Origin of the sequence: Rossellomorea aquimaris (assembly GCF_008180865.1) — a bacterium.
Taxonomy (GTDB): domain Bacteria; phylum Bacillota; class Bacilli; order Bacillales; family Bacillaceae_B; genus Rossellomorea; species Rossellomorea yichunensis.
The window spans coordinates 1,068,696-1,090,206 of the sequence record NZ_VTEX01000001.1; the positions used below are offsets into that span (position 1 = coordinate 1,068,696).

The window sequence follows — 21,511 nt, forward strand, 5'->3', positions numbered from 1 at the left end:
TCTGAATGGGTAAACATACATAGGATCATACATTATTTGTCATAAACACAAACATCTAGGGGGAACAATTATGGAGTTATTTACAAGTATAATAGGCACCTTAAATGACTATATGTGGTCATACATACTGATTGTGGCGCTTATCGGTCTCGGTTTATACTTCTCATTACGAACAAATTTCGCACAATTCCGTTACTTAAGAGAAATGGGAAGATTATTGACAGATAAAACAACGATCTCAGCAGAAGGAAAACGGGGGATCTCTTCCTTCCAGGCTTTCACCATCAGTACCGCATCCCGTGTCGGTACAGGAAACCTTGCCGGTGTTGCTACAGCGATTGCAGGCGGTGGACCAGGAGCCGTATTCTGGATGTGGCTGATTGCCCTTTTGGGTGGGGCAACAAGCTTCGTAGAGAGTACACTTGCACAAATCTATAAAGTGAAAGACGGAAAAGACGGCTACCGAGGTGGTCCCGCTTACTATATGGAAAAGGGATTGAATGCCCGTTGGATGGGAATCCTGTTTGCCATTATCATTACATTCTGTTTCGGCCTTGTGTTCAATTCGGTACAATCCAATACGATTTCTCTTGCAATGGAAGAAGCGTATTCATTTGATCGTTTGACTGTTGGTATCATTCTTGCCGTGTTAACAGCTCTTGTTATTTTCGGAGGGGTAAAGAGAATTGCCAGTGTAACTCAAATTGTCGTTCCAGTCATGGCGGTTCTATATTTGATTCTGGCATTCTTTATTCTAGTCACCAATATCACCATGCTGCCAAATATGTTTGTGATCATTTTCGAAAATGCATTTGGTATTCGTGAAGTAGCAAGTGGCGGAGTAGGGGCAGCCATCATGATGGGAATCAAACGCGGTTTATTCTCGAATGAAGCCGGTATGGGTAGTGCGCCGAACGCAGCCGCATCTGCTGGTGTCACTCATCCCGTTAAACAAGGACTAATACAAACACTTGGGGTGTTCACTGATACCCTGCTTATCTGTACAGCAACAGCCTTCATGATCATCCTGTCTGACCAATACACCACAGGGATCGATGGCATCCAGCTGACGCAGGCAGCCTTAAGTTTCCATGTAGGGGAATGGGCAGATACATTTGTCGCTGTCGCTATATTCTTGTTCGCCTTCAGTTCGATTATCGGAAACTATTACTACGGGGAAACCAATATTGAGTTTATTAAATACAGCCCGGTTACTCTATTCATCTACCGAATGGCCGTTCTTGGCATGGTGATTTTCGGAGCGGTTGTCAAACTGGATATTGTTTGGAGCCTGGCAGATTTATTTATGGGTCTCATGGCGATCATCAACTTAATCGCCATCACGTTATTAGCTAAAATCGCGATATCTGCACTAAAAGATTACCGAGAACAAAAGAGACAAGGGAAAGATCCTGTTTTCTACTCCAACTCTATTAAGGGGTTAAAAGGAATTGAAAGCTGGGAAGCAAAACCTGAAACAACAACAGAACAAAAATAATATGAATGGACCAACCTTTATGATGGGTTGGTCTTTTTTTACTTGTTTTATACTAAGAAAAATGCAAAAAAGAAACGATAATCATTACATAGATTTTCCTTCTTTGGTGAAAATAAAAGTGAATAATTTTCTAAAGAGGAGAGAGAACCATGAGAAAAGAATTACTATTTGCTTTCGGTGCTTTCTTTGTTATGTCCCTCCATGCCATTGCAGGAAACTTCTCCAGTGAACCAATGGAAAAACAGCCTGTAAATGAAATGACTGTCAATGAGTATACAAAAGATGTAACCGGCGATGGTAAAAAGGATACGATTACGCTTAAGGCGATTCCGTTTTCTCCTGATGCCCTATTTCTGAAACAAATTTGGGCGGATATTAAAACGTCTGAAGGAAGTAAGATTCGAATTGATTATGAAGGTGGTTATGAGCCGAAGATCCAATTCGTTGATTTAAATCATGATGGAATAAAGGATATGCTGTACTCATCCGCTACAGGGGGAAGCGGTGGCCTCTATAATGTAGCCCTCCATACGTTAGCAGATAATAAGCTGGTCGATATCGGATTACCTGAGCCGCTAACCATCCAGGCTCAATTTGAAGATGATTACAAAGCTTCCATTACCTTTGTAGATACAAATCAATCCTACACAGTCGATTTACGTGACCGAAAAGAAGACTATGATCGATTAGGGATATACACAAACGGAACCTTAAATGAACCTATGGAATTAATGGTTTTACCGTATGCATTTTTTGAGCCGACTAAAATCACCGGCAAACCTGGTAAGGGATTAAAAGGATATCAGCAAATAAGCGGTGCTTATAAGGCAGATGGCATCGGAACGGCCACATCTTATTGGTATTATGAAAATGATCAATGGAACTTGATGAAGATAAAGTGGAAAGCAAATAAATAGCTGAACCATTTCTAGGCTTTTATCATAATCTGTTGTAAGCCCATTTTTGTAAAGGAGGCTTACACATGAGTGAATTCAAGCCTGAAAAGCTAACTGTCACGTATTTACCTCCAGCTTCAATATTCAATCCCATTGATAACCGTAAGTATACATTGACCCATTCTGATACGACGGGTGAATTATTTTTAAGCGTTGGTTGTCACTTTGATTTAGAGAAGATCAATCCATCCATGAGGGACGAAGTATTAGGAGAATGGAGAAGAGACCTTGGTCAATACACTCTTGCGGGAACCGTGTATGTGAGTGGGGGAGAATATGACCAACAGCTATCCAACGTACGATTCATGATTTTCAAAAAGGAACTCCCATTGGCTTTAACAGCAATGGTAAACGGTGATAAGGGCTTCTACACGTACTATCCATGGCTGTTGGATGCACCCATCATCGTCTGCTTTGAATCTGTATTCCCGGAATTTCAGCAAACGCTTTATTTCGGGACACCAAGACAATATTTATTGAAATAGCGCTCAAGCATAAAGAGGTTCAGATTCAATGTGAACTCTTTATGCTTATTTTTGTGCAGCCTCACTACAAGTATGTATAAAGAGGGCGGCTTAGATGGAACAAGTGGGTGTATGATTAGATAGGGGTTAAGTAAGCCAGAGTGAAATGTTTAATAAAGTAGAAAATAATCGCAAAGAAATCGACTGACCAGGATGATATTATGTAAACTAACAAATAAGTATGAACGTGAACGCAGCTAACAAATGAAATAATACATTAAGAAGAAAAAACAAAACAGTATTGAAATCAACTAGTTAAATTATCAGATAATAAAAAGAAAATCCTTAAAAAATCATTTGATATCCTGATACAATAATTAAGATGCATGACCAGATTGAATGTATCATGAGCAGAATGAATTTAGGAACTGATAATAAACCAAAATAAATGAAAAGGATTAACCAAATTTAATTGTTGATGTACAGTGTCTCATTTTTATCTTTTGTCTCAATATTAACAGTATACTTGTGATATGATACTTAAATCAGTTATTTCACTTATGTTCCTATAATAAATATTATGTAAACTGTAAACTGGAAACGATCGTTGAGGAATCGATAACTTTATCCCCCCTCCACTTCTGATGCCGTGCGACACAGATTCTTCACATCGATTTAGTTAAATTCTTTATCATTCCTTAAATCAATTATCCCAATATCATCCCATTTGATTTGTAGATTATAAAGGCGTTTTACCATTTCAACTTAATTCCCTAGATATTTTTGAAACGGAAAATACCTCAGGACAAAAACAAATTCACCTGCATCTTTTTCCTCTCACGATAATAATTTCTTATCATAGGATATGGATAAGATTTATTCTCTTCATTCACAAATTGGTTAAGAAAGCTGTGATTTGACAAGATGAAAAACTGTAATGATGATTACTTCTCATTTCAAAATCTACAGGAAATTGGGATGTCATTTGACAAGGTCTTTGAACATATTGTAAAGTTCATGCGATTGGAGCCAAATGGTAACTATCGATTAATGGTAGGGACTGATTCTCAAGTTCATCAATCCCATACCACCTTCATAACAGGGATTGTGATATTAAATGAAGGAAATGGCGTGTGGGCATGCATAAGAAAAGTGTTAATCCCTAGGAGAATGCTGCAATTGCATGAGCGGATATCCTATGAATTGTCATTATCCGAGGAAATTGTTTCGTTATTTACTGAGGAAAGAAAAAATCAGTTAATTGATATAATCCTTCCGTATCTTTATGAAGGAGCTACATTTTCAATCGAGGGACATATTGATATTGGGGCCGGAAAACAGAATAAAACAAGCAAGTTTGTTAAGGAAATGGTCGCAAGGATGGAAGCAATGGGTGTCGAACCAAAAATTAAACCTGATGCCTTCGTCGCTTCCAGTTATGCCAACCGTTACACAAAATAAAAGGCTTACTATTACATTGTTCTCTAAATTAAAAATACCAAACAAGCGGAAATATTCCAGTCTGTATTGATGTTTAGTATACATCCATGGTTCTTTCTTCTCGGCTATTTCTTCTCATTCTCAAACAAATGAACATCTGCTCCCTCCTTATCTGATCAAAACACATAGAAATTAGGACTTCTGCCCAAGCACAGTGGACAAAGTTGCATAGTATAGAGTAAGTCGGGGTCTACCTTGACAATTTTATAGAAGATAGGGGGATTTATTATGTGGTTCCCATTTTTCAATCAGTGTGATAGAAACAGAAGAGATGATTTTCCTTGTTGTCGTTTTTGGGACAACTTAATGTTCATCCACTGTTCATGCGATGATGACTATGACGTTTGCGACATGCCAAGAAGAAGAGAATTCGAAGAACAAGAAGTGAAATGTTTTAAAATTAAGGACAAGCATGACTGTAAATGTCATAAAAAAGATCACCATCATCGTGATTGCGGATGTAAAAAGCATGGACACCCTTGTGGATGCCATAAGAAGGATCATCAACATAAATGTCATTGTCCTAAATGCAAACGCAATTTCTAAGTAAAAAACCTATACCACTGATAGTTTTATCTGATAAAGAGGTTATATACTCTCTATGAGCACGGGGGTCCCCGTGCTCAATTTTTTTCGTATAATTAAATATATTTTTAAGTTAACGCTTTTTAAAATCTTTGTTTTTCTCTGGTTTACGGGCATTTTCGCACCAACTTGCTTAATTCCACCAAAAAGAACAAGCGTTCGATTCGTGGTATCTGTTTTGAAAATCGACTAAATTCATTAAAAGTGAAAAACTTTACTATACATTGTCAACGCTTCGATCTGCTCCAAGTCCGGCTCGTATCCAATACCTGGCGCTTCAGGTACAACTATATATCCATCTTTCATTTCCACCTCAGGTTGAATGATATCCCGCTTCCAGTAATGAGAAGATGGTGCCGTATCCCCAGGCAGGGTGAAATTCCCCAATGACGTGATGGCAATGTTGTGAGTCCTTCCTATCCCTGATTCAAGCATCCCCCCGCACCACATAGGTATATTGTGCTCCACACATAAATCATGGATTTTCTTTGATTCCGTGAGACCTCCGACACGTCCGATTTTCAAATTAATGATCTTACAGCTTCCGAGTTCAATTGCTTTTCTCGCATCCTCAAAACTATGAATACTCTCATCTAAACAGATTGGCGTTTTAAGTTGAGACTGCAACTTTGCATGATCAATGATATCATCATGATCCAAAGGTTGTTCAATCATCATTAAATCGAATTCATCCAGAGCTTTGAGGGTTTCGATGTCATTTAGAGAATAAGCGCAGTTTGCATCGGCCATGAGTGGAATTTCAGGAAATTCCTGTCGAATCGATCTGATGATCCCGGTATCCCATCCTGGTTGAATTTTCACCTTGATCCGCTTATAGCCTTCTTTTAAATAATCTTCAATTTGTTTTAACATAAGTGTCTCGGATTGCTGAATGCCTACACTTACTCCTACTTCGATTCTGTCTTTGGTCCCCCCTAGTGCTTTTGCTAACGGGAGGTTGTTTTCCTTTGCATATAGGTCCCAAACTGCAGCTTCAATGGCCGCTTTTGCATTATTATTGCCTCTGATTTTCTTAAATTTGCCGGTCACCTCATCAGGATGTTGGACCGCTTCCTCCTTAAGAAGAGGGATCAAGTGGTCGCTCATCATATGCCAGTTGGTTTCCACCGTTTCTTCGTTATAGATCGGCTGTGTGATCGCGACCGACTCCCCCCATCCTGATATCCCTGAAGCTGATTTCACTTCAACGAGAATAATCGTTTTATCCGTTTCCGTCCCTACACTCGTCGTAAAAGGATGCAATAAATCCATCTTGATCTGTCTAAGAATGATTCGTTTAATTTCCATTATCATGATCACCTTTCTCCATGAGGTATAGGTATTGTCCGGGGTGTTCATTATCTTTGACTAGGTCTGTCACAATCCAGCCATGATTTAAGTAATGAGAAAAGACATCTCTTGTTTTTTTCCGCCAATCGATAGCAAGTGAAAGATTTTCCCTTTTGATCTCCTGAAAATGTCCCGGAACCGAAACGGAAATGTGATTTTGGCTTATGGTTAAATCCACCTTATCTACAAGCCACCCATGTTCACATTCTTTTAAATCAATAGCAGAATGAAGGTCATTCCCTGTCACACTATTACTCTTCGATTGACTTATCCACCATTCTACAAGAAACCGGTCCGTCGCTATTCCTGCATTTAATTGATCGGACATTTCTCCATATATATTGGGGATATACTTACGCACAACAGCACCTAGTTTATGTAAGTTCAGGTTACCGTTCACAGTTTCCAACGGATCATACGTCCAGGTGATGACATCATATCCCATCTCACCGGCTGTATTTTTTTGTGCTCGTTTCAACTTTTCTCCAATCCCAAATCTCCTGAAATCGGGATGTATCCCTAAACTATGGGATACAAGATACACCTTTTTCCCATCAAAACCGGGAAAACTATATTGAAAGCCGATAAGCTTCTCCTGATAATAGGCTCCAAGAATAAACCCGCCGTTCTTCACCACAGCTACACTCTGATTAACCGGTATAGAATCTTCAAAACTCCACACAAGTGACTCCAATTTTCTGACATCCTCTAAATCCTCTACATTGTGTAGCATCCGGATCTTCAATGATGATTGTTCTTCATGTTTCACGATCTCTACCTCCTCATATCCAGTCGTGCCGATCCGCTACTAATAACATCTCTATTAATATCTTTGTTCCATAAACCAGAGATTCTTGATTAAATTCCATTGAAGGATGATGCAATCCTGGTGAGAGACCACATCCAAGCCCAATCATAGTAGAAGATAAACCAGGATGATTGAGCGAATAAAAATGAAAGTCTTCTGCACCAGGAGAGATACATGCCGATGCCACATTGTCCTCTCCAAGAACCGAACGAATGGCTTCACGAGACAGCTCGATTGCCCGTGGATCCCTTACAGCCGCTGGTAGATATTCTTCCACTTGATAGGTGATGCCGGTATCCGTTTCTTGTTGTATACCTGAAATCACCTGTTCTGCCTTTTCCAATAATGCTGTCATGGTGTCATTCGATTCAGCTCTTAAATCGAAGGTGAAATGTGCATTTTCCGGAATGGAGTTGGATGATTCACCTCCGTGCAGCTCCGTGATCTTAATGGAATAATGATTGTTGACATTCAACCTGATCCGTTTGACCGCTTGAATTAATAAAGAGGCTGCCTCCAGGGGGTTATTCCCGTGTTCCGGCCTTGCTGCATGTGCAGGTATTCCTTTAATCGTTCCCTTAAGCGTAGCAGTAGAGCTATGAACGATGACGGGAGCAGCTATTCCATAAGGGACCTCCATTTCAGGTCGAAGATGAATCCCTCCAAGAAACTTAACATTATAGAGAACATTCTCTTCTATCATTTTCAGAGCCCCTGCTGCCTTTTCTTCAGCGGGTTGAAAGATAAAGCGAACCGTATGATTCAGTTTTTTTTCCGCAAGAGCAAGAGCAAGAGCTGTATACAAAACCATTGTACTATGGGCATCATGACCACAAGAATGATTCGGTTTAACCACCCCATCCACTTCTTGAAGCAATGCATCCATATCGGCACGAAGAGCAATTACCTCTGACTGCTCACCCTTTAATTCTGCAATAAATCCGTAGTGCCCTTCGTATGTTTTAACAGAAAAACCAGCCTCTGAAAGTTTAGTTTTTAAATAGCTGGATGTCTTTTCTTCCATCCAGCTCGGTTCAGCCAGCTGATGCAGCTCCTGATAGGTTTTTAGAATCTCATCATGATGTTCATCTACAAATTTCATTGTGTTTCTTCCTCCTATCAAAAAATCATATGTGCAATCACTACGACAATTGGTAGAGTAATACATGTCCGGATTAGAAAGATCAAAATCAAATCTACGATACTGACAGGCAGCTTCGAACCGAGAAGCAATCCACCCATTTCAGACATATAGATTAATTGTGTAACAGATACACATGCAATGACAAAACGGGTAAGTTCACTTTCAATTCCACTACCGATAACAGCAGGAAGGAACATATCGGCGAATCCGACGACCATGGTCTGGGCCGCTTCACTTGCTTCAGGAACTTGCATGATGGTAAGGATTGGTTCGAAAGGTTTCCCAAGATAGGTGAAAAAAGGTGTATACTCTGCTATCACTAATGCTACTGTGCCTATCGCCATAACGATCGGTAAGACACCAAGCCACATATCCAATACGTTCTGAACGCCTTCTTTCACGACAGAAACAGGTCCATTATTTTTTTTAGCCTTCGATACAGCTTGGTGAAAGCCCCATTTAACAACGGAGAAATCAGATGGAATCCCTGTTTCGTTCTTTAACTCAGTTCTTTCATAACCAGTATTCGGTTTTCTTGATAATGGTGGTATCCGTGGCATGATTAATGCAGCTACAAGACCGGCAAAGATAATCGTTGCGTAATAGTGAAGGAAATATTGCTCTAAGTTCAAGTAAGAAATGACCACAATCGTAAACGTAATGGAAACAACCGAGAAAGTAGTGGCAATCACAGCCGCTTCCCGTTTGGTGTAATACCCTTCTTCATATTGCTTAGTCGTCAGAAGAACACCTATTGTGCCGTCTCCTACCCATGACGCCAGGCAGTCGAGTGAAGAACGGCCCGGTAAAGTGAAAACTGGTCTCATCACTTTCAGCAATAAGGCACCAAAGAACTCTAATAATCCGAAGTTAAGAAGGAGCGGAAGGAGTAAACCAGCCAGTAGAAAATAGAATAGGAATCAGATCATAGATTAAGAGTCCACCCGTATTTTCTGAGAAAACCATCCCTGGTCCTAATTGATAAATCGTCATCACGGCAAACACTGTTCCAAGGACACGTGCAACAAGCCAAAACGGACTAATGATTAAAAGAGTGCTCAAATATCGACTTTTTGTAATAAGGGCTGGTTTGATCGTTATCGCTATGAGTGACCCTATGACAGAGAGCGCCATAATCATTACTGTCATAGCAGGGATAACTTCACCTAAATGCACATTAATTTGTCCGGCTAAATAAGCGACGGGAATCGTTATGCCAGTTTCTGTTGTAATCGGTACAATAAATAATAGGATTCCAATCAATGATGGGACCAGGAATTTCCATATGTCAATGGTAGTAAATGCTTTCGCTTCTATTTTTTCATTCGTTTGTGAGACCCCGTTCATACACTCTCCACCCCTCTGTTTTATTCAATAAATAACCCCTGATTTGTATATAATTGCTCTAGCTTCCTTTGCCGAATACTTATATTGTCTTGATCTCGATGTTGAAGACCTATTAAAATGATTTCAACTAAACTAACGACAGATGCAATTGAATGATGTCCTGAATTCATCCCTTCTTCGGTTGTGAGTGTAAGGTCAGAAATCTGTCCGATTGGTGATAATTGTCTATTGGTGATCGCAATGACATAAGAACCTCGTTTTTTTGCCTCCTCCACAAGCTCAATGGAATCTGTGCGGAAACGGGGAAACGAAAACATAACCACAGTGGAACGTTGATCCAAATCACATATATCTTCAGGTGAAAATCCTGCTGGACTAGAGAGGAATACATTTGCCCTGTATTGTTTTAACGTATAATACATCCAATACGCCGCTCCATAAGAACTCCCAAATCCACCAATATAAACTCGCTCTGATTGTATTAAGCGATCAATGGTTTTCCAAATTTCTTTCACGTCTAATTGACTCATTAGCTGCTCCAGGACGGATTTTTCTTTCTCAATGACCTTACTGAATACACTCTCCTCACCACCATCTGTAGAGGATGAAGGAATTGATTCATTTCCATTAACCTTCTTCTTCTCTAACCAATCCCTTCGCACCACTTCCTGCATTTCAGAATATCCTTTAAAGCCTAACGCATAGCCTAATCGGATCACAGTTGTTTCACTTACACCAACTTTCCTCCCCATCTGAAAAGCCGTGAGTATCGCTGCTTCACCTTGATGTTGAAGAATCAACTCAGCCACTTTTTTTTGTCCGGCAGATAAGGAAGTATAGTTTTCTTTAATGATTCGTGCAATCGATTTTTGAACCATGACTTCTCCTCTCTATTCATTGAAGGAAATCCTTCTTTTTTTTAGTATAGTGTATTATATACTTCATATTCAATGAGAAATTTTATAATTCTGATATTTCCAAGTAGAAAGAATGCAGTCGAAGCGAAATGCTTCCTTTTAAAAAGACTTCACAACCTGAAAATGGCGCCCGATATAAAATATCAGACGCCATTTTATGGAAAACTATTGAATGATCTCTTGTTTTTAAACTTAGTTACTTTCTTGAGATCCTTTATATTGTTTTGGTTTCTTGATAGGTTCCTTTGTTGGTTCTTTCACTGGTTCTTTGCTTGGTTCCTTTGCTGGTTCTTTACTTGGTTCCTTTGCTGGTTCCTTTGCTGGTTCTTTACTTGGTTCTTTACTTGGTTCTTCGATTTTTACTGGACCTTCTTTTTCAGGTTTTTGTTCTTCTCCCATGTCTTCTTCTTTTTCTTGACCTTCACCTGCTCCTTGGCCTTCACCTGCTCCTTGGCCTTCGCCTGCACCTTGACCTTCACCTGCTCCTTGGCCTTCGCCTGCACCTTGACCTTCACCTGCTCCTTGGCCTTCGCCTGCTCCTTGRCCTTCACCTGCTCCTTGGCCTTCGCCTGCTCCTTGGCCTTCACCTGCTCCTTGGCCTTCGCCTGCTCCTTGGCCTTCGCCTGCTCCTTGGCCTTCGCCTGCTCCTTGGCCTTCGCCTGCTCCTTGGCCTTCGCCTGCTCCTTGGCCTTCGCCTGCTCCTTGGCCTTCGCCTGCTCCTTGACCTTCGTTTTTACCACCTGATGGTGATGGGAACTTCAGTTTTGAGTAAGTATAGGTAATTGATTCAAACGTTTTATTATCCACTGCACCTGTAACTGGGAGTCCATGTTTTTTCTGAAAATACTTCACTCCCTGAACAGTGGTGCCATCATACTTACCATGAATTTTACCTGCGTAGCTCCCTATGGACTTAAGCATTCCCTGAATGACATAAACATCGGGTCCTTTTGCATCTTTACCAACAGCATTACTGACTGAAGACATGGAAAGGAGCAATATAAGAGCTAGAACAAAAGTGCCGAACCCCTTAATGATTTTATCCCCCAGGCTGCTTTTTTCTTCGTAAGATTTTTTGGTTAAAAACTTTTTCATTTCAGTACACCATCCTTATGTTGAAAGTTATAGTTACAAATCTTACTATCCCCAAAACATCTCGTCTCATGACTCGAATTGCGAACATTTTTTCAAATTATTTCTACCTGACGTTTATGTATTTTTGAAAAAAATAAATACTTGCATATATGAAATTTAAGGTAAATTCCCCATCACCCATTCTTAAAAAAAGATGTGAACAGAGAAAAAAACAAAAAAACACTTGAAAAATTCAAATGTTTTTTTGTCCGATACTTTCCACATAATATATTTTGATCATTCTTATCCTTGCAAACCGGACTGAAAGACAGTTGGACAATCCGTACGGGTAGGCTGATAAAAGCAATGACTTTTGAATCGGCCCGAATTTGCTTGATTATACCATTTACTTGGACAATTCCCCGCGGGCTTGAAAAACCACATGCTAAAACTTGCTGGATGTATCCGTCGACCATTGATTACTTTTCTAGCCATGTCGAGTTCGTTACTTCTTGCCCTTTGATAAAAGTATCCTTTTTGCGTAGCTTCGAACCCTCCAGGGCTTTGATAGACCATTTGTTTAATGCTTCTGATATTCTTAAAATCCAAACAATCACCTAATACCCGATTTACACCTACATTCCCGACCATCATCATCCCTTGATTTCCTTCACCCTCAGCTTCTGCTCTCATTAACCTGGCAAGAAGTTTAACCTCTTCTTCGTTATGCTTTATTAACGGCATTATATCACCCTTCCCCATATTCCTCATATCAATATATGGGCAGTCGGACTGTCCTATACTCAGTGCCTAATCGCCATTATCAGAAAATGTAAAGAAGGTCCTGCGAAAGGACCTTCGTTTTATCGCGAATTTTCTTTCCGAAAAATATTATCTCTAAGTAAAAACTTTTGAATCTTACCACTTGCATTCCGAGGAAGTTCTTCTACGAATATATATTCACGGGGACGTTTATAATCAGCCAACAAATCTCCATTTTTCAAAAAGAGATCGAGATCTTGCGAAGACAATGCAGGATTTTTGGACACAACAACGGCAATCACCTGTTCTCCCCATTTTTCATGAGGCTGACCAAGGACGGCTACATCTACAATATCGTCATGGGCGTGCAGTGCATCCTCTACCTCACGGGGATACACATTTTCTCCCCCTGATATCACCATATCATCCACCCGATCAGCGACGTATAGATACCCATCCTCATCCATATAACCTAAATCACTGGAGTGATACCAGCCTTTATACAATGCTCTTTCCGTTGCTTCTTTGCGATTGAAATATTCAAGCATTGTACAGGAACCGCGAACAATGATTTCCCCGACTTCACCAGGCTTACAAAGATCATCCGGTTCAGAAGGACCGTTTTCATTCGGTTTGACTACACGTATTTCATGATTATAGGCAGCCCTTCCTGCCGAGCCTGTCTTGGTTAACTGCTCATCCTGAAGGAGGAAGGTAACTGCCGGACCCATCTCAGTCTGACCATAGGCTTGTATCAAGTCAATCTTCATTTTCTCATGGAGAGCCCTCACAAGGACTGGTGCCATCGGGGCTGCTCCGTATAGACCGATCCGTAAAGAAGAAGTATCATAATCATCCACCCCGTGTTGCAGAAGCATGTTCCACATTGTTGGCGCGGCAAAAAAAGAACTGACCTTTTCCCGCTCAATCACTTCCAATACGGTTTGCGGTTGAAACTGATGAACGATAATATTTTTCGCTCCCGCTTGAACGCGCGGAAGAAAGCAGCAATGAAGCTCGGCACAATGAAACATAGGTGCTGTAACAAGTCCTATATCATTTGGTGTCAGTCCTATTACAGATGTACAAATCAAGCTTTGCTCAGCCATATCTCTATGCCTGTGAAGCACACCCTTTGGCCTCCCGGTAGTCCCGCTCGTATACATGATCGCATATGCGTCTGTTTCTTCTACCAGGATGTCTATTAAGTCATTAGAACATGAATTCACAACACCTTTATAACTTTGAGAAAAGGTAGGGGCATCTTCTCCAACATACCAAAAAAGGGTCTGTGGAAAGACTTGTGAAATCTGCTCAATTGGAATGGTGAGAGCTTCTTCAAAAATCACTACCTTTGGTTCGGCATCTTCTAAAATGTAGTGTATTTCTTGAGCCTTTAACCGGAAATTAATTGGGTTAATCACCGCACCAATCTTTCCACAAGCAAAGTACACAGATGCTAACTCCAGCGTATTATATAAATACGTCGAAACCCGATCTCCTTTTTTCACACCAGCCTTTAGCAACGCATTGGCTACACGATGAACTTCATCCTGCCACTGTGCAAATGTTAATCGGGTACCTGTTTTCTCTTCTACAATCGCCTCCTTGTTCCGAAATTTTTCTACCGTTTGATCAAAAATGGATCCTGTTGTTGCGTACATATTTCTCCCCCTTTAATGAAGTTATTTATACCAATTTCAGCAATATTCCCTAATCAATTATGTTCGAGATTGTTGTCCGTATACCCTCCTTTAATATCTGATAATTCAGAAATATATCCATAAAGAAAAACGTCACCTTCTACTTGAGAAATGGTGACGTTCTTTCTACAACAATAATTACGACGCTTTCTGCTCATTCAACACAACATTGAGCTTACGTTTAGAAAACACGTTAAAAAACATATTCAGTCCAATGGCTGTTATACTTCCTGCAACAATCCCGTTATCCGTCAAGATTCGGATGCTGGATGGCATCTGAGCAAATAATTCAGGAACAGCGGTTACTCCTAATCCCATTCCAACTGAACAGGCGATAATCAATAGATTTTCTTGAGATGCGAAATTCACATGGCTAAGCATTTTAATCCCATAAGCTACGACCATCCCGAACATGGCCACCATCGCCCCTCCCAATACTGAAGCAGGAATCACTGTCGTTAAAGCACCAATCTTTGGTACCAATCCAAGGATCACGAGAAATGCTCCTGTTGCATAAATTACACTGTTTCTCTTCACACCCGAAAGCTGGATCAAGCCTACGTTTTGTGAATAAGCGGTATAAGGGAATGCATTGAATAATCCACCAAGTACGATTGCCAGCCCTTCAGCACGGTAGCCCCTTGATAAATCCTCTTCTGAAACCTCTTTATCGCTGATATCAGCGAGAGCAAAATAAACACCTGTTGATTCCACTAAACTCACCATCGCTACAAGGATCATGGTTAGAATGGCTGTTATCTCAAATGTCGGCATTCCAAAGTAGAAAGGTTTTGCCATATGAAACCAGGATGCATCCCCAACCGCACTAAAATCTACTTTGCCTAAAACAAATGCAACGATTGTTCCTGCCATCAATCCCAGTAAAATGGAGACAGAGCGAACAAAACCGGTAAAGAATTTATAGAGGATTAAAATAAAAAATAACGTACCAAAAGCAAGAGACAAATTTTCCAATGAACCGAAATCAGCACTCCCTTGTCCCCCTGCCATATTGTTCATGGCTACTGGAATCAAGGTAATCCCTATGATTGTTACTACAGAGCCAGTGACTACAGGAGGGAAGAAACGAACCAGTTTCCCAAAGTACTTACTGATTAGAACGACGAATAAACCTGAAACCAGAATGGAACCATAGATCGCTGAAATACCATACTGGCCACCAATCGCGATCATTGGCCCTACTGCCGTAAACGTACATCCGAGTACGACCGGAAGTCCTATCCCGAAGAAACGATTCTTCCATACTTGCAATAAGGTTGCGATCCCGCACATGAAGATATCTATGGAGACCAGATAAGTGAGCTGTTCTCCCGTTAATCCTAATGCTCCTCCTACAATCAGCGGAACGATGACCGCTCCCGCATACATAGCGAGTACGTGCTGAATCCCGAGTGACGCCAGTTTAATAGGTTGATTTTTCATTATACCCGCGCCCCCTCTTGCTTGAATGTCACTTTCCCATTTTCAAGGGATTGGATTTCCGCTAATGATTCAACTCTGTATCCTGTTTCACGAACGAGCTTGCCTCCGTCTTGGAAGGACTTTTCAATAACAATCCCGATTCCGGCAACATTTGCGCCTGCTTGCTTAACTAAATCGATTAATCCCAGGGCCGCTTGTCCATTTGCCAAGAAATCGTCAACCAATAGGACACGATCATTTTCTCCTATGTATTTACTGGAAACAGAGATTGTGTTTTCTTCCTGCTTCGTGTAGGAGTAAACCTTCGATGTAATAACCCCTTCTGAAAGGGTTAACGATTTACGCTTACGTGCAAATACAAGTGGAACATTCAATTGAAGAGCAGCCATCCCGCCAGGAGCAATTCCGGACGACTCAATGGTCAACACCTTCGTAATTCCCAGATCTTTGAAACGACGTGCAAATTCTTTCCCGATTTCCATCATCAATTCAGGGTCCACTTGATGATTCAGGAATGAATCTACCTTTAATACAGTACCTGAAAGGACGACACCTTCATCTTCAATTTTATTTTTTAATAAATTCATATTCAAAACGCTCCTTTACTGTAATAAAACCTGGAAGTCTACAAAAAAAACCCAAAGGCTATTGTTCTCTTGATAGAGTGAGACAATGACCTTTGGGTTAGGCAAAGAGCGTCCGAATTGACGGACAATCCATTGCTCACTCATAGTCGAATCATTTACGGTAATCCGGTAGAAACTCGCGAGCCATATCCCCGCTATTATATGAGTGTGCTTCTTTTCGGTTTATAATACGGATTATATCGGTTCTTTTCGATTTTGTAAAGACGTATTTCTTAACGATTAGGATACTTTTTTCCTTTTTCGTTCGTGTTTGATGAATTCACGACAATGCATGTCACTAACCAGTGAATCCTTTTCAATGGTAAGCGCACATTTGGATATGACCCAGTAGTGTTTCCGTATGAGGACGTGAGCTCAACCGAAGTGGGTCAATCAGGAGATATTCCGGACTTTATTAATCACGTTAAAGCGACAATCAGAAGGTCATCGGTGAAAACACAGGCTGAAGCTACGCAAGAATCTTCCAGTTTCGCCGACGAAAACGAACGTTTTGCATCGAAAGCTGTCATACTTGACGAGCGGTATGGAATAAATTGGAGAAGGTGATGCGAAGTATGTCGCAAGTCCTACAAACACAACGAGAGGGGAACGGAATATGAAAAAATTAATGGCGGTTGGGTTGGTGTTACTATTAATGACGGGGTGCATGAACGTAGAGACAAGCGAAGAGGAAAGCAAAGCAGCGCCGCCGAAGGTTGAGGAGAAGGCGGAGAAAACTGAGCCAAAAGCGCCAAAGGACAACACCGCAGATTACGACAAGGCAGTTGCGAACATGCTCAGCGGACTGTCGACCACGATGTCTGATTTTAGTCAGACCTTAATCGAAGGTTCATCCGATCCGTTGCTTATGGTATCTGCAGAATATCAGCAAGACCTACAGTACATTTGTGATAAGCTATACACCGACATTCAGGAGTTTAAATCGCTGGACATTCCGGCTGATCGAAAGGAATTGCACGACCGCCTATTGGATGCGCTTAGTCACTTCGAGATAGTAGCAACGGATACTCCGGGGGCAGTAGAGAACCTGGATGCGAACCGGCTGACCGAGTTGACTGGAGACATGACTGTCGGTAACGAAAAACTTGTAGATTTGACAAACGACCTGAGCGAGATGATGCAATGACGAAAAAGCCCGCCACTCAAATTGTGACGGGTTGTTTTTATTGCTGTTCCAAAGCCGAAGATAAGATTTCATGATTTACGACATACCCATGCGTCTCTCTTATTAGCCAACGGAATTAATCCGAAAGGTTATACAGGAACGCTTTGGACATGCGAAAATAGATACGACGATGAACATATACTCGCATGTATTCCCGTCAATGCAAGGTGAAGCTGCAGACAAAATTGACGCCTTCTTAAAGTATTCATCCACTTTACACCCGTTCAGAAAGTTCCTTTAATAGCTTCTTTTTCTCCCCATCAGATAAGTCTGATGCCTTGATTTCTTTTCTCTTTGAGGCAATGAAACCAAGCTTTTCTATATAGGAATCATCAAATGGTTGGAAGATTTGATCGGTAAGCTTTTTAGCTAAGAATGGACTTGCTCCGCCGGTTGAAACGGCAATCGTTAAATTCCCTTTCTGCCTATAGGAGACCATCTGCATATTTCCGCAATCACCGTCATCCACCACGCATAAAAGTTGGTTTTCCTCAGAGTGTATTTTCACCTGTTCATTCACCCATCGTTCATTCGTGGCAGCGATGACGATAAAAGCATCTCGTAAATCATCTCGTTCCACTTCTCTTTTGATCCATAGAATCCTTTTTTCTTCATGTAATGCTTGAATTCCATCAACAGCTTCAGGACTGATGACTTTTATCATCGCTCCTTGCTCTAGAAATACAAAGAGCTTCCGATAGGCCACTTTCCCTCCGCCTACAATCGTAACTTGTTTTCCGTTTACATCAATCATGACTGGCAGCATAGGATTCTCCTTTAACGCTGAGGGTTTCATTCACACGGTCCAGGAATGCTTCTTCCACAAGGGGGTCATACCCTAAATAATCACCCAGAATGATATGCGCATTTTCCGTTTGGCTGATCTTCCTTTCAATTCCTTTCATGAGTAAACCGGTAAACAGCAAGTAAGGAATGAAAATGACGTTTCCATTTGTATTTTTTACAGATTCCAACGTGTCCAAAAAGCTTGGTGAGGCTGCTGTTAAGTAACAGGTCCTTACATCTGCTAACTTAGCCTTGGCTTGCACAAGTTCAGCAAGAGCTCCTAAATCCTTTGAAACATCGGGGTCTGAACTTCCTCTCCCTATCAATACGGCGACGGTCGAAGAGTCAATTGAAGCAGCATCGCGTATTTTCTTTATAACACTTTCAGCCATTTTATCGTGAACCCCAATGGGCTTACCATACGTTACCGTAATCCAGGGGTAGGCTTCTTGACAGTTTTGAATTTCATCTGGAATGTCTTTTTTTGCATGAACCGCAGTCAGAAGGAGAAGGGGAACGACGGAAACGTGTGAAGCCCCTTTTTCCACGCATGCTTTAAACCCTTCTTCAATGGAAGGTGATGCAAGTTCAAGAAAGCTTATTTCCTGGATTTCCGCTTCCACTTGATTCTGGCACCTTTTAATAAAATCTATGGCTTCTTCACGGGCTTTTCTAATACGACTTCCATGGCACACGTATAAGATTGCGTGTTTCATTTAAAGTGCCTCGCTCATGATCGATTTCTTTTCAAAGGTTTCTTCAAACCATCGAATCTTCTCCCGGAAACGGACCACTTCTCCTACGATGATCATGCTTGGATTCTCGATCTTTTCTTCTTTCACTATATCGTTTATCGTTTCCAGAGTCCCTGTCACGGTTCTTTGCACTTCTGTTGTTCCCCAGTGGACAAGTGCCACAGGAGTATCCTTGCACTTCCCATATTGAATGAGCTTTTCTTTAATGTAAGGGAGATTCCCCACCCCCATATATATTGCCAGGGTATCGATTCCTTTGGCCAGACTCTCCCATTTTTCATCTTCTTGTTGATTATTTTGTTTATGCCCTGTGACAAAGGCGACACTTGAACTGGATTCCCGGTGTGTAACGGGAATCCCTGCATAGGCAGCCGCTGCTATACCTGAAGTGATACCGGGGACGATTTCAAAGGGAATTCCTTTCTTGGCAAGTGCTTCTGCTTCTTCTCCTCCCCTTCCAAATACGAAGGGGTCCCCTCCTTTTAATCTCACCACTACCTTTCCGCTGGCAGCATAACGCACGAGAAAATGATTGATTGTTTCTTGTTTCATCGTATGATAGTTTGGCAGTTTCCCGCAGTATATCAAATCGGCTCCTTTTTTCGCATAGGTGAGAAGCTCTTTATTCACCAGACGGTCATATAATATGACGTCTGCTTTTTGTATTGATTTCAATGCTTTTAATGTGATTAATTCAGGATCTCCAGGACCCGCTCCCACCAGGTAAACTTTCCCCATCCATTATTCCTCCTTAAGATTTAATGATTGTTTCCTGTTCATGCAGAACAAACCCTGCACCATTTCCCCGGATTCTACGTTTCTCGTAAAGAGAGATGTCTACCACATCAGGTTTTTTCAAAAAATACTTCTCAAGTTCTATTTCTACTAGATCAAAGGCCAACTCATCTGATTCAGCCGCGACTACGACAATCGTGACAAAAACGCGAGTAGTGACTTCAAATCGATACAAATTCATCCCCTGTGCCTCCTTAAGCTTCCTGAAGTAATTGGTCTAACGATTCTTGAAGGGGAGCGGTACCAACCCGGTTGATATAGTCAAAAAAGGCTTCTCCCGGTTCTTTTGTTTGTTTAAAATGAAGGAGCAATTGCTTGACCACCCCTGTCAGTTTGCCGGCCTCCACTTTCCCTTTTAATTTTTCATTCAGTTTTCCACCGTCCTGAAGAGTTCCTCCTACGTATATTTCAAATGCTTCGATCATCTTCTTATCTTTCGTTCTCATTTTAATTCCTTGAAGCCCGATATCTGCGATTTGTCGTTGACCGCATGAATTCGGGCATCCGACCATGTGGATTCTGACAGGGACATCCAATGAAAGTTCCTGATCCAATTGATTGGCGATTTGTCTCATCCGTTCCTTCGTTTCCACTAAAGCTAAATTACAATATTCGATTCCTGTGCATGATACGGAATATCCGATGAAGGATAGGGGACTTGTTGAAATGCGATCAAAGATTTTCTCAGAAAGCAAAGCATCAACGTGTTCATCTGGTATATTTGGAATGATGAGATTTTGAGAGTTACAGTTTCTCAGTTCTCCATTACCGTATTTCTTGGAAATCTTCGCAAGCTCATATACTTCATCAGAATTTAAGCGCCCAACCGGTACATTCAGCCCCACATAATTGAGTCCCTCCTGTTTCTGTGGATGTACTCCGTAGAAATATCCCGCATTCCAACCTTCCACGGCATCCACTCCCGCAGGTAAAAGCTCAACATACTGTAATAGCGTTTCCTTGAATTTCTCTGGACCCCAATCTGCCATTAAGAATTTCAACCGGGCCATATGTCTTTTTTCCCGATAACCGAAGTCGCGAAAAATCGTGGTGACGGCTATCGCAACTTCCTTCACTTGGTGAGGAAGGATAAATACATCCAACTCCTGGGCGAGGAATGGTCTTGCGGCCAATCCTCCACCAACCTTCAGATGGAAGCCGACTTCTTCTTTACCGTCTATCAGCTTTTTTGCCGGAACAAAGGAAACACAATTGATTTCAGCATTCGACGCATTCTTGATATTTGCGGAGATTGCTACTTTATATTTTCGAGGTAAATTTGAAAAATCTTCGTTGTGCTGGAAGAAATCATATACGTCTTTCACAATGCTCCTTGTATCGAAAAGTTCATCAGGGTCGATTCCTGCCAGGGGATTCCCGACGATATTACGTGTGATATCACCACATGCACCGGCAGAAGACAATCCGACCTTCTCCAGACGATTAAAGATGTCGGGAATCTGTTCAATCTTCAACCAGTGAAATTGGATCGCCTGGCGGGTGGTGATGTCATAAACGTCTCTTCCATACTCTTTACAAATGGCAGCAAGTTCCCGTGCCTGTTCATAGGTCAGGATGCCCGACGGGACGTTCACTCTCATCATGAAATAGCCGTCTTCCTTTGGTCTTTGTAAATACAAACCTGCCCATTTAAACTTATCCCACTCTTCTTTCGGAATCGAAGAGAATCCGTTTTCCGCATAGTATGGGATATCTTCAAAGATAGACAACCCGTCTTTTTCCAATTTCCATTGTTCCGTTTTATTCAATTTTTCATTTGACTCCCATGATTTTGAATATGCCATGCTTTTC

The 21,511-nt window shown here is 41.2% G+C and carries 21 protein-coding genes, 2 pseudogenes and 1 riboswitch; of the genes and pseudogenes, 8 read left to right on the forward strand and 15 right to left on the reverse strand.

The genetic code is table 11. The annotated features are described in order from the left end of the window. Nucleotides 1-70: 70 nt before the first annotated feature. From FZC88_RS05290 to FZC88_RS23850, 5 genes are all read left to right on the forward strand, one after another. A complete protein-coding gene (locus FZC88_RS05290) occupies nucleotides 71-1,498 on the forward strand; it encodes an alanine/glycine:cation symporter family protein (protein WP_148993914.1) in 1,428 nt (475 codons plus the stop codon). A gap of 149 nt (nucleotides 1,499-1,647) precedes the next feature. Beyond that, nucleotides 1,648-2,415 carry a hypothetical protein gene (locus FZC88_RS05295; protein ID WP_148993915.1) on the forward strand — a complete coding sequence of 256 codons (768 nt, stop codon included), beginning with the start codon at nucleotides 1,648-1,650 and terminating at the stop codon, nucleotides 2,413-2,415. A gap of 65 nt (nucleotides 2,416-2,480) precedes the next feature. Continuing rightward, entirely contained in the window at nucleotides 2,481-2,939 is a 459-nt protein-coding gene (locus FZC88_RS05300; RefSeq protein ID WP_148993916.1) for a staygreen family protein, read from the forward strand. A gap of 957 nt (nucleotides 2,940-3,896) precedes the next feature. Continuing rightward, nucleotides 3,897-4,379, forward strand: a complete 483-nt coding sequence (locus FZC88_RS05305) for a ribonuclease H-like YkuK family protein (RefSeq protein ID WP_397541168.1) — start codon at nucleotides 3,897-3,899, stop codon at nucleotides 4,377-4,379. Nucleotides 4,380-4,830: 451 nt separating this feature from the next. Beyond that, nucleotides 4,831-4,968, forward strand: a complete 138-nt coding sequence (locus FZC88_RS23850) for a hypothetical protein (protein WP_187443505.1) — start codon at nucleotides 4,831-4,833, stop codon at nucleotides 4,966-4,968. Between the two features lie 233 nt (nucleotides 4,969-5,201). Here the strand turns inward: FZC88_RS23850 and menC are convergent, their stop codons facing one another. The 10 genes and pseudogenes from menC to FZC88_RS05355 all read right to left on the reverse strand — a co-directional run bounded on the left by menC (nucleotide 5,202) and on the right by FZC88_RS05355 (nucleotide 16,138). Next, nucleotides 5,202-6,311, reverse strand: coding sequence for an o-succinylbenzoate synthase (menC, locus tag FZC88_RS05310; RefSeq protein ID WP_148993918.1), 1,110 nt, complete (start codon nucleotides 6,309-6,311; stop codon nucleotides 5,202-5,204). Further along, complete coding sequence (locus tag FZC88_RS05315) at nucleotides 6,301-7,122, reverse strand: GNAT family N-acetyltransferase (protein WP_148993919.1); 822 nt, start codon at nucleotides 7,120-7,122, stop codon at nucleotides 6,301-6,303. Before FZC88_RS05315 ends, menC begins: the two co-directional genes overlap by 11 nt. 13 nt (nucleotides 7,123-7,135) lie before the next feature. After that, nucleotides 7,136-8,263 carry an amidohydrolase gene (locus FZC88_RS05320; protein WP_148993920.1) on the reverse strand — a complete coding sequence of 376 codons (1,128 nt, stop codon included), beginning with the start codon at nucleotides 8,261-8,263 and terminating at the stop codon, nucleotides 7,136-7,138. 17 nt (nucleotides 8,264-8,280) lie between these two features. After that, a pseudogene (locus tag FZC88_RS05325) lies at nucleotides 8,281-9,652 on the reverse strand (YjiH family protein). 20 nt (nucleotides 9,653-9,672) lie between these two features. Further along, nucleotides 9,673-10,530 carry a MurR/RpiR family transcriptional regulator gene (locus tag FZC88_RS05330; RefSeq protein ID WP_148993921.1) on the reverse strand — a complete coding sequence of 286 codons (858 nt, stop codon included), beginning with the start codon at nucleotides 10,528-10,530 and terminating at the stop codon, nucleotides 9,673-9,675. A gap of 231 nt (nucleotides 10,531-10,761) precedes the next feature. Further along, nucleotides 10,762-11,664: a peptidoglycan-binding domain-containing protein gene (locus FZC88_RS05335; protein ID WP_148993922.1), complete on the reverse strand. Its 903-nt coding sequence runs from the start codon at nucleotides 11,662-11,664 to the stop codon at nucleotides 10,762-10,764. Between the two features lie 282 nt (nucleotides 11,665-11,946). Further along, a complete protein-coding gene (locus FZC88_RS05340; protein ID WP_148968948.1) occupies nucleotides 11,947-12,387 on the reverse strand; it encodes a cell wall hydrolase in 441 nt (146 codons plus the stop codon). 119 nt (nucleotides 12,388-12,506) lie between these two features. After that, complete coding sequence (locus tag FZC88_RS05345; protein ID WP_148993923.1) at nucleotides 12,507-14,069, reverse strand: fatty acid--CoA ligase; 1,563 nt, start codon at nucleotides 14,067-14,069, stop codon at nucleotides 12,507-12,509. 177 nt (nucleotides 14,070-14,246) lie between these two features. Further along, on the reverse strand, nucleotides 14,247-15,551 hold the full coding sequence (locus FZC88_RS05350) for a nucleobase:cation symporter-2 family protein (protein WP_148993924.1): 1,305 nt from the start codon (nucleotides 15,549-15,551) through the stop codon (nucleotides 14,247-14,249). Beyond that, nucleotides 15,551-16,138 (reverse strand): xanthine phosphoribosyltransferase, encoded by a 588-nt coding sequence (locus FZC88_RS05355; protein WP_148993925.1) that lies wholly within the window; start codon nucleotides 16,136-16,138, stop codon nucleotides 15,551-15,553. Before FZC88_RS05355 ends, FZC88_RS05350 begins: the two co-directional genes overlap by 1 nt. 123 nt (nucleotides 16,139-16,261) lie before the next feature. Next, nucleotides 16,262-16,363, reverse strand: a riboswitch (purine riboswitch). Between the two features lie 183 nt (nucleotides 16,364-16,546). On the opposite strand from FZC88_RS05355, the gene FZC88_RS05360 reads away from it, so the two are divergent. The 3 genes and pseudogenes from FZC88_RS05360 to FZC88_RS24365 form a co-directional block, all read left to right on the forward strand. Beyond that, nucleotides 16,547-16,744: a hypothetical protein gene (locus tag FZC88_RS05360; RefSeq protein ID WP_148993926.1), complete on the forward strand. Its 198-nt coding sequence runs from the start codon at nucleotides 16,547-16,549 to the stop codon at nucleotides 16,742-16,744. 49 nt (nucleotides 16,745-16,793) lie between these two features. Beyond that, complete coding sequence (locus FZC88_RS05365) at nucleotides 16,794-17,324, forward strand: hypothetical protein (RefSeq protein WP_148993927.1); 531 nt, start codon at nucleotides 16,794-16,796, stop codon at nucleotides 17,322-17,324. Nucleotides 17,325-17,378: 54 nt separating this feature from the next. After that, a pseudogene (locus FZC88_RS24365) lies at nucleotides 17,379-17,604 on the forward strand (tyrosine-type recombinase/integrase); the annotation flags it as partial. On the opposite strand, the gene FZC88_RS05375 reads toward FZC88_RS24365, so the two are convergent. From FZC88_RS05375 to FZC88_RS05395, 5 genes are read right to left on the reverse strand one after another with little or no spacing between them, the layout of a single operon-like run. Beyond that, nucleotides 17,578-18,129, reverse strand: a complete 552-nt coding sequence (locus FZC88_RS05375) for an NAD(P)-dependent oxidoreductase (RefSeq protein ID WP_187443355.1) — start codon at nucleotides 18,127-18,129, stop codon at nucleotides 17,578-17,580. The pseudogene FZC88_RS24365 and the gene FZC88_RS05375 overlap by 27 nt on opposite strands. After that, the gene (locus tag FZC88_RS05380; RefSeq protein ID WP_148993929.1) at nucleotides 18,110-18,865 is read right to left on the reverse strand and encodes a sirohydrochlorin chelatase; all 756 of its coding nucleotides are present in this window, start codon (nucleotides 18,863-18,865) and stop codon (nucleotides 18,110-18,112) included. The genes FZC88_RS05375 and FZC88_RS05380 overlap by 20 nt, the downstream gene beginning before the upstream one ends. After that, complete coding sequence (gene cobA / locus FZC88_RS05385; protein WP_148968940.1) at nucleotides 18,866-19,642, reverse strand: uroporphyrinogen-III C-methyltransferase; 777 nt, start codon at nucleotides 19,640-19,642, stop codon at nucleotides 18,866-18,868. A gap of 13 nt (nucleotides 19,643-19,655) precedes the next feature. Continuing rightward, nucleotides 19,656-19,880 carry a DUF3906 family protein gene (locus FZC88_RS05390; RefSeq protein ID WP_148968939.1) on the reverse strand — a complete coding sequence of 75 codons (225 nt, stop codon included), beginning with the start codon at nucleotides 19,878-19,880 and terminating at the stop codon, nucleotides 19,656-19,658. Between the two features lie 13 nt (nucleotides 19,881-19,893). Beyond that, the gene (locus FZC88_RS05395; RefSeq protein ID WP_148993930.1) at nucleotides 19,894-21,504 is read right to left on the reverse strand and encodes a nitrite/sulfite reductase; all 1,611 of its coding nucleotides are present in this window, start codon (nucleotides 21,502-21,504) and stop codon (nucleotides 19,894-19,896) included. Between the last annotated feature and the right edge of the window lie 7 nt (nucleotides 21,505-21,511).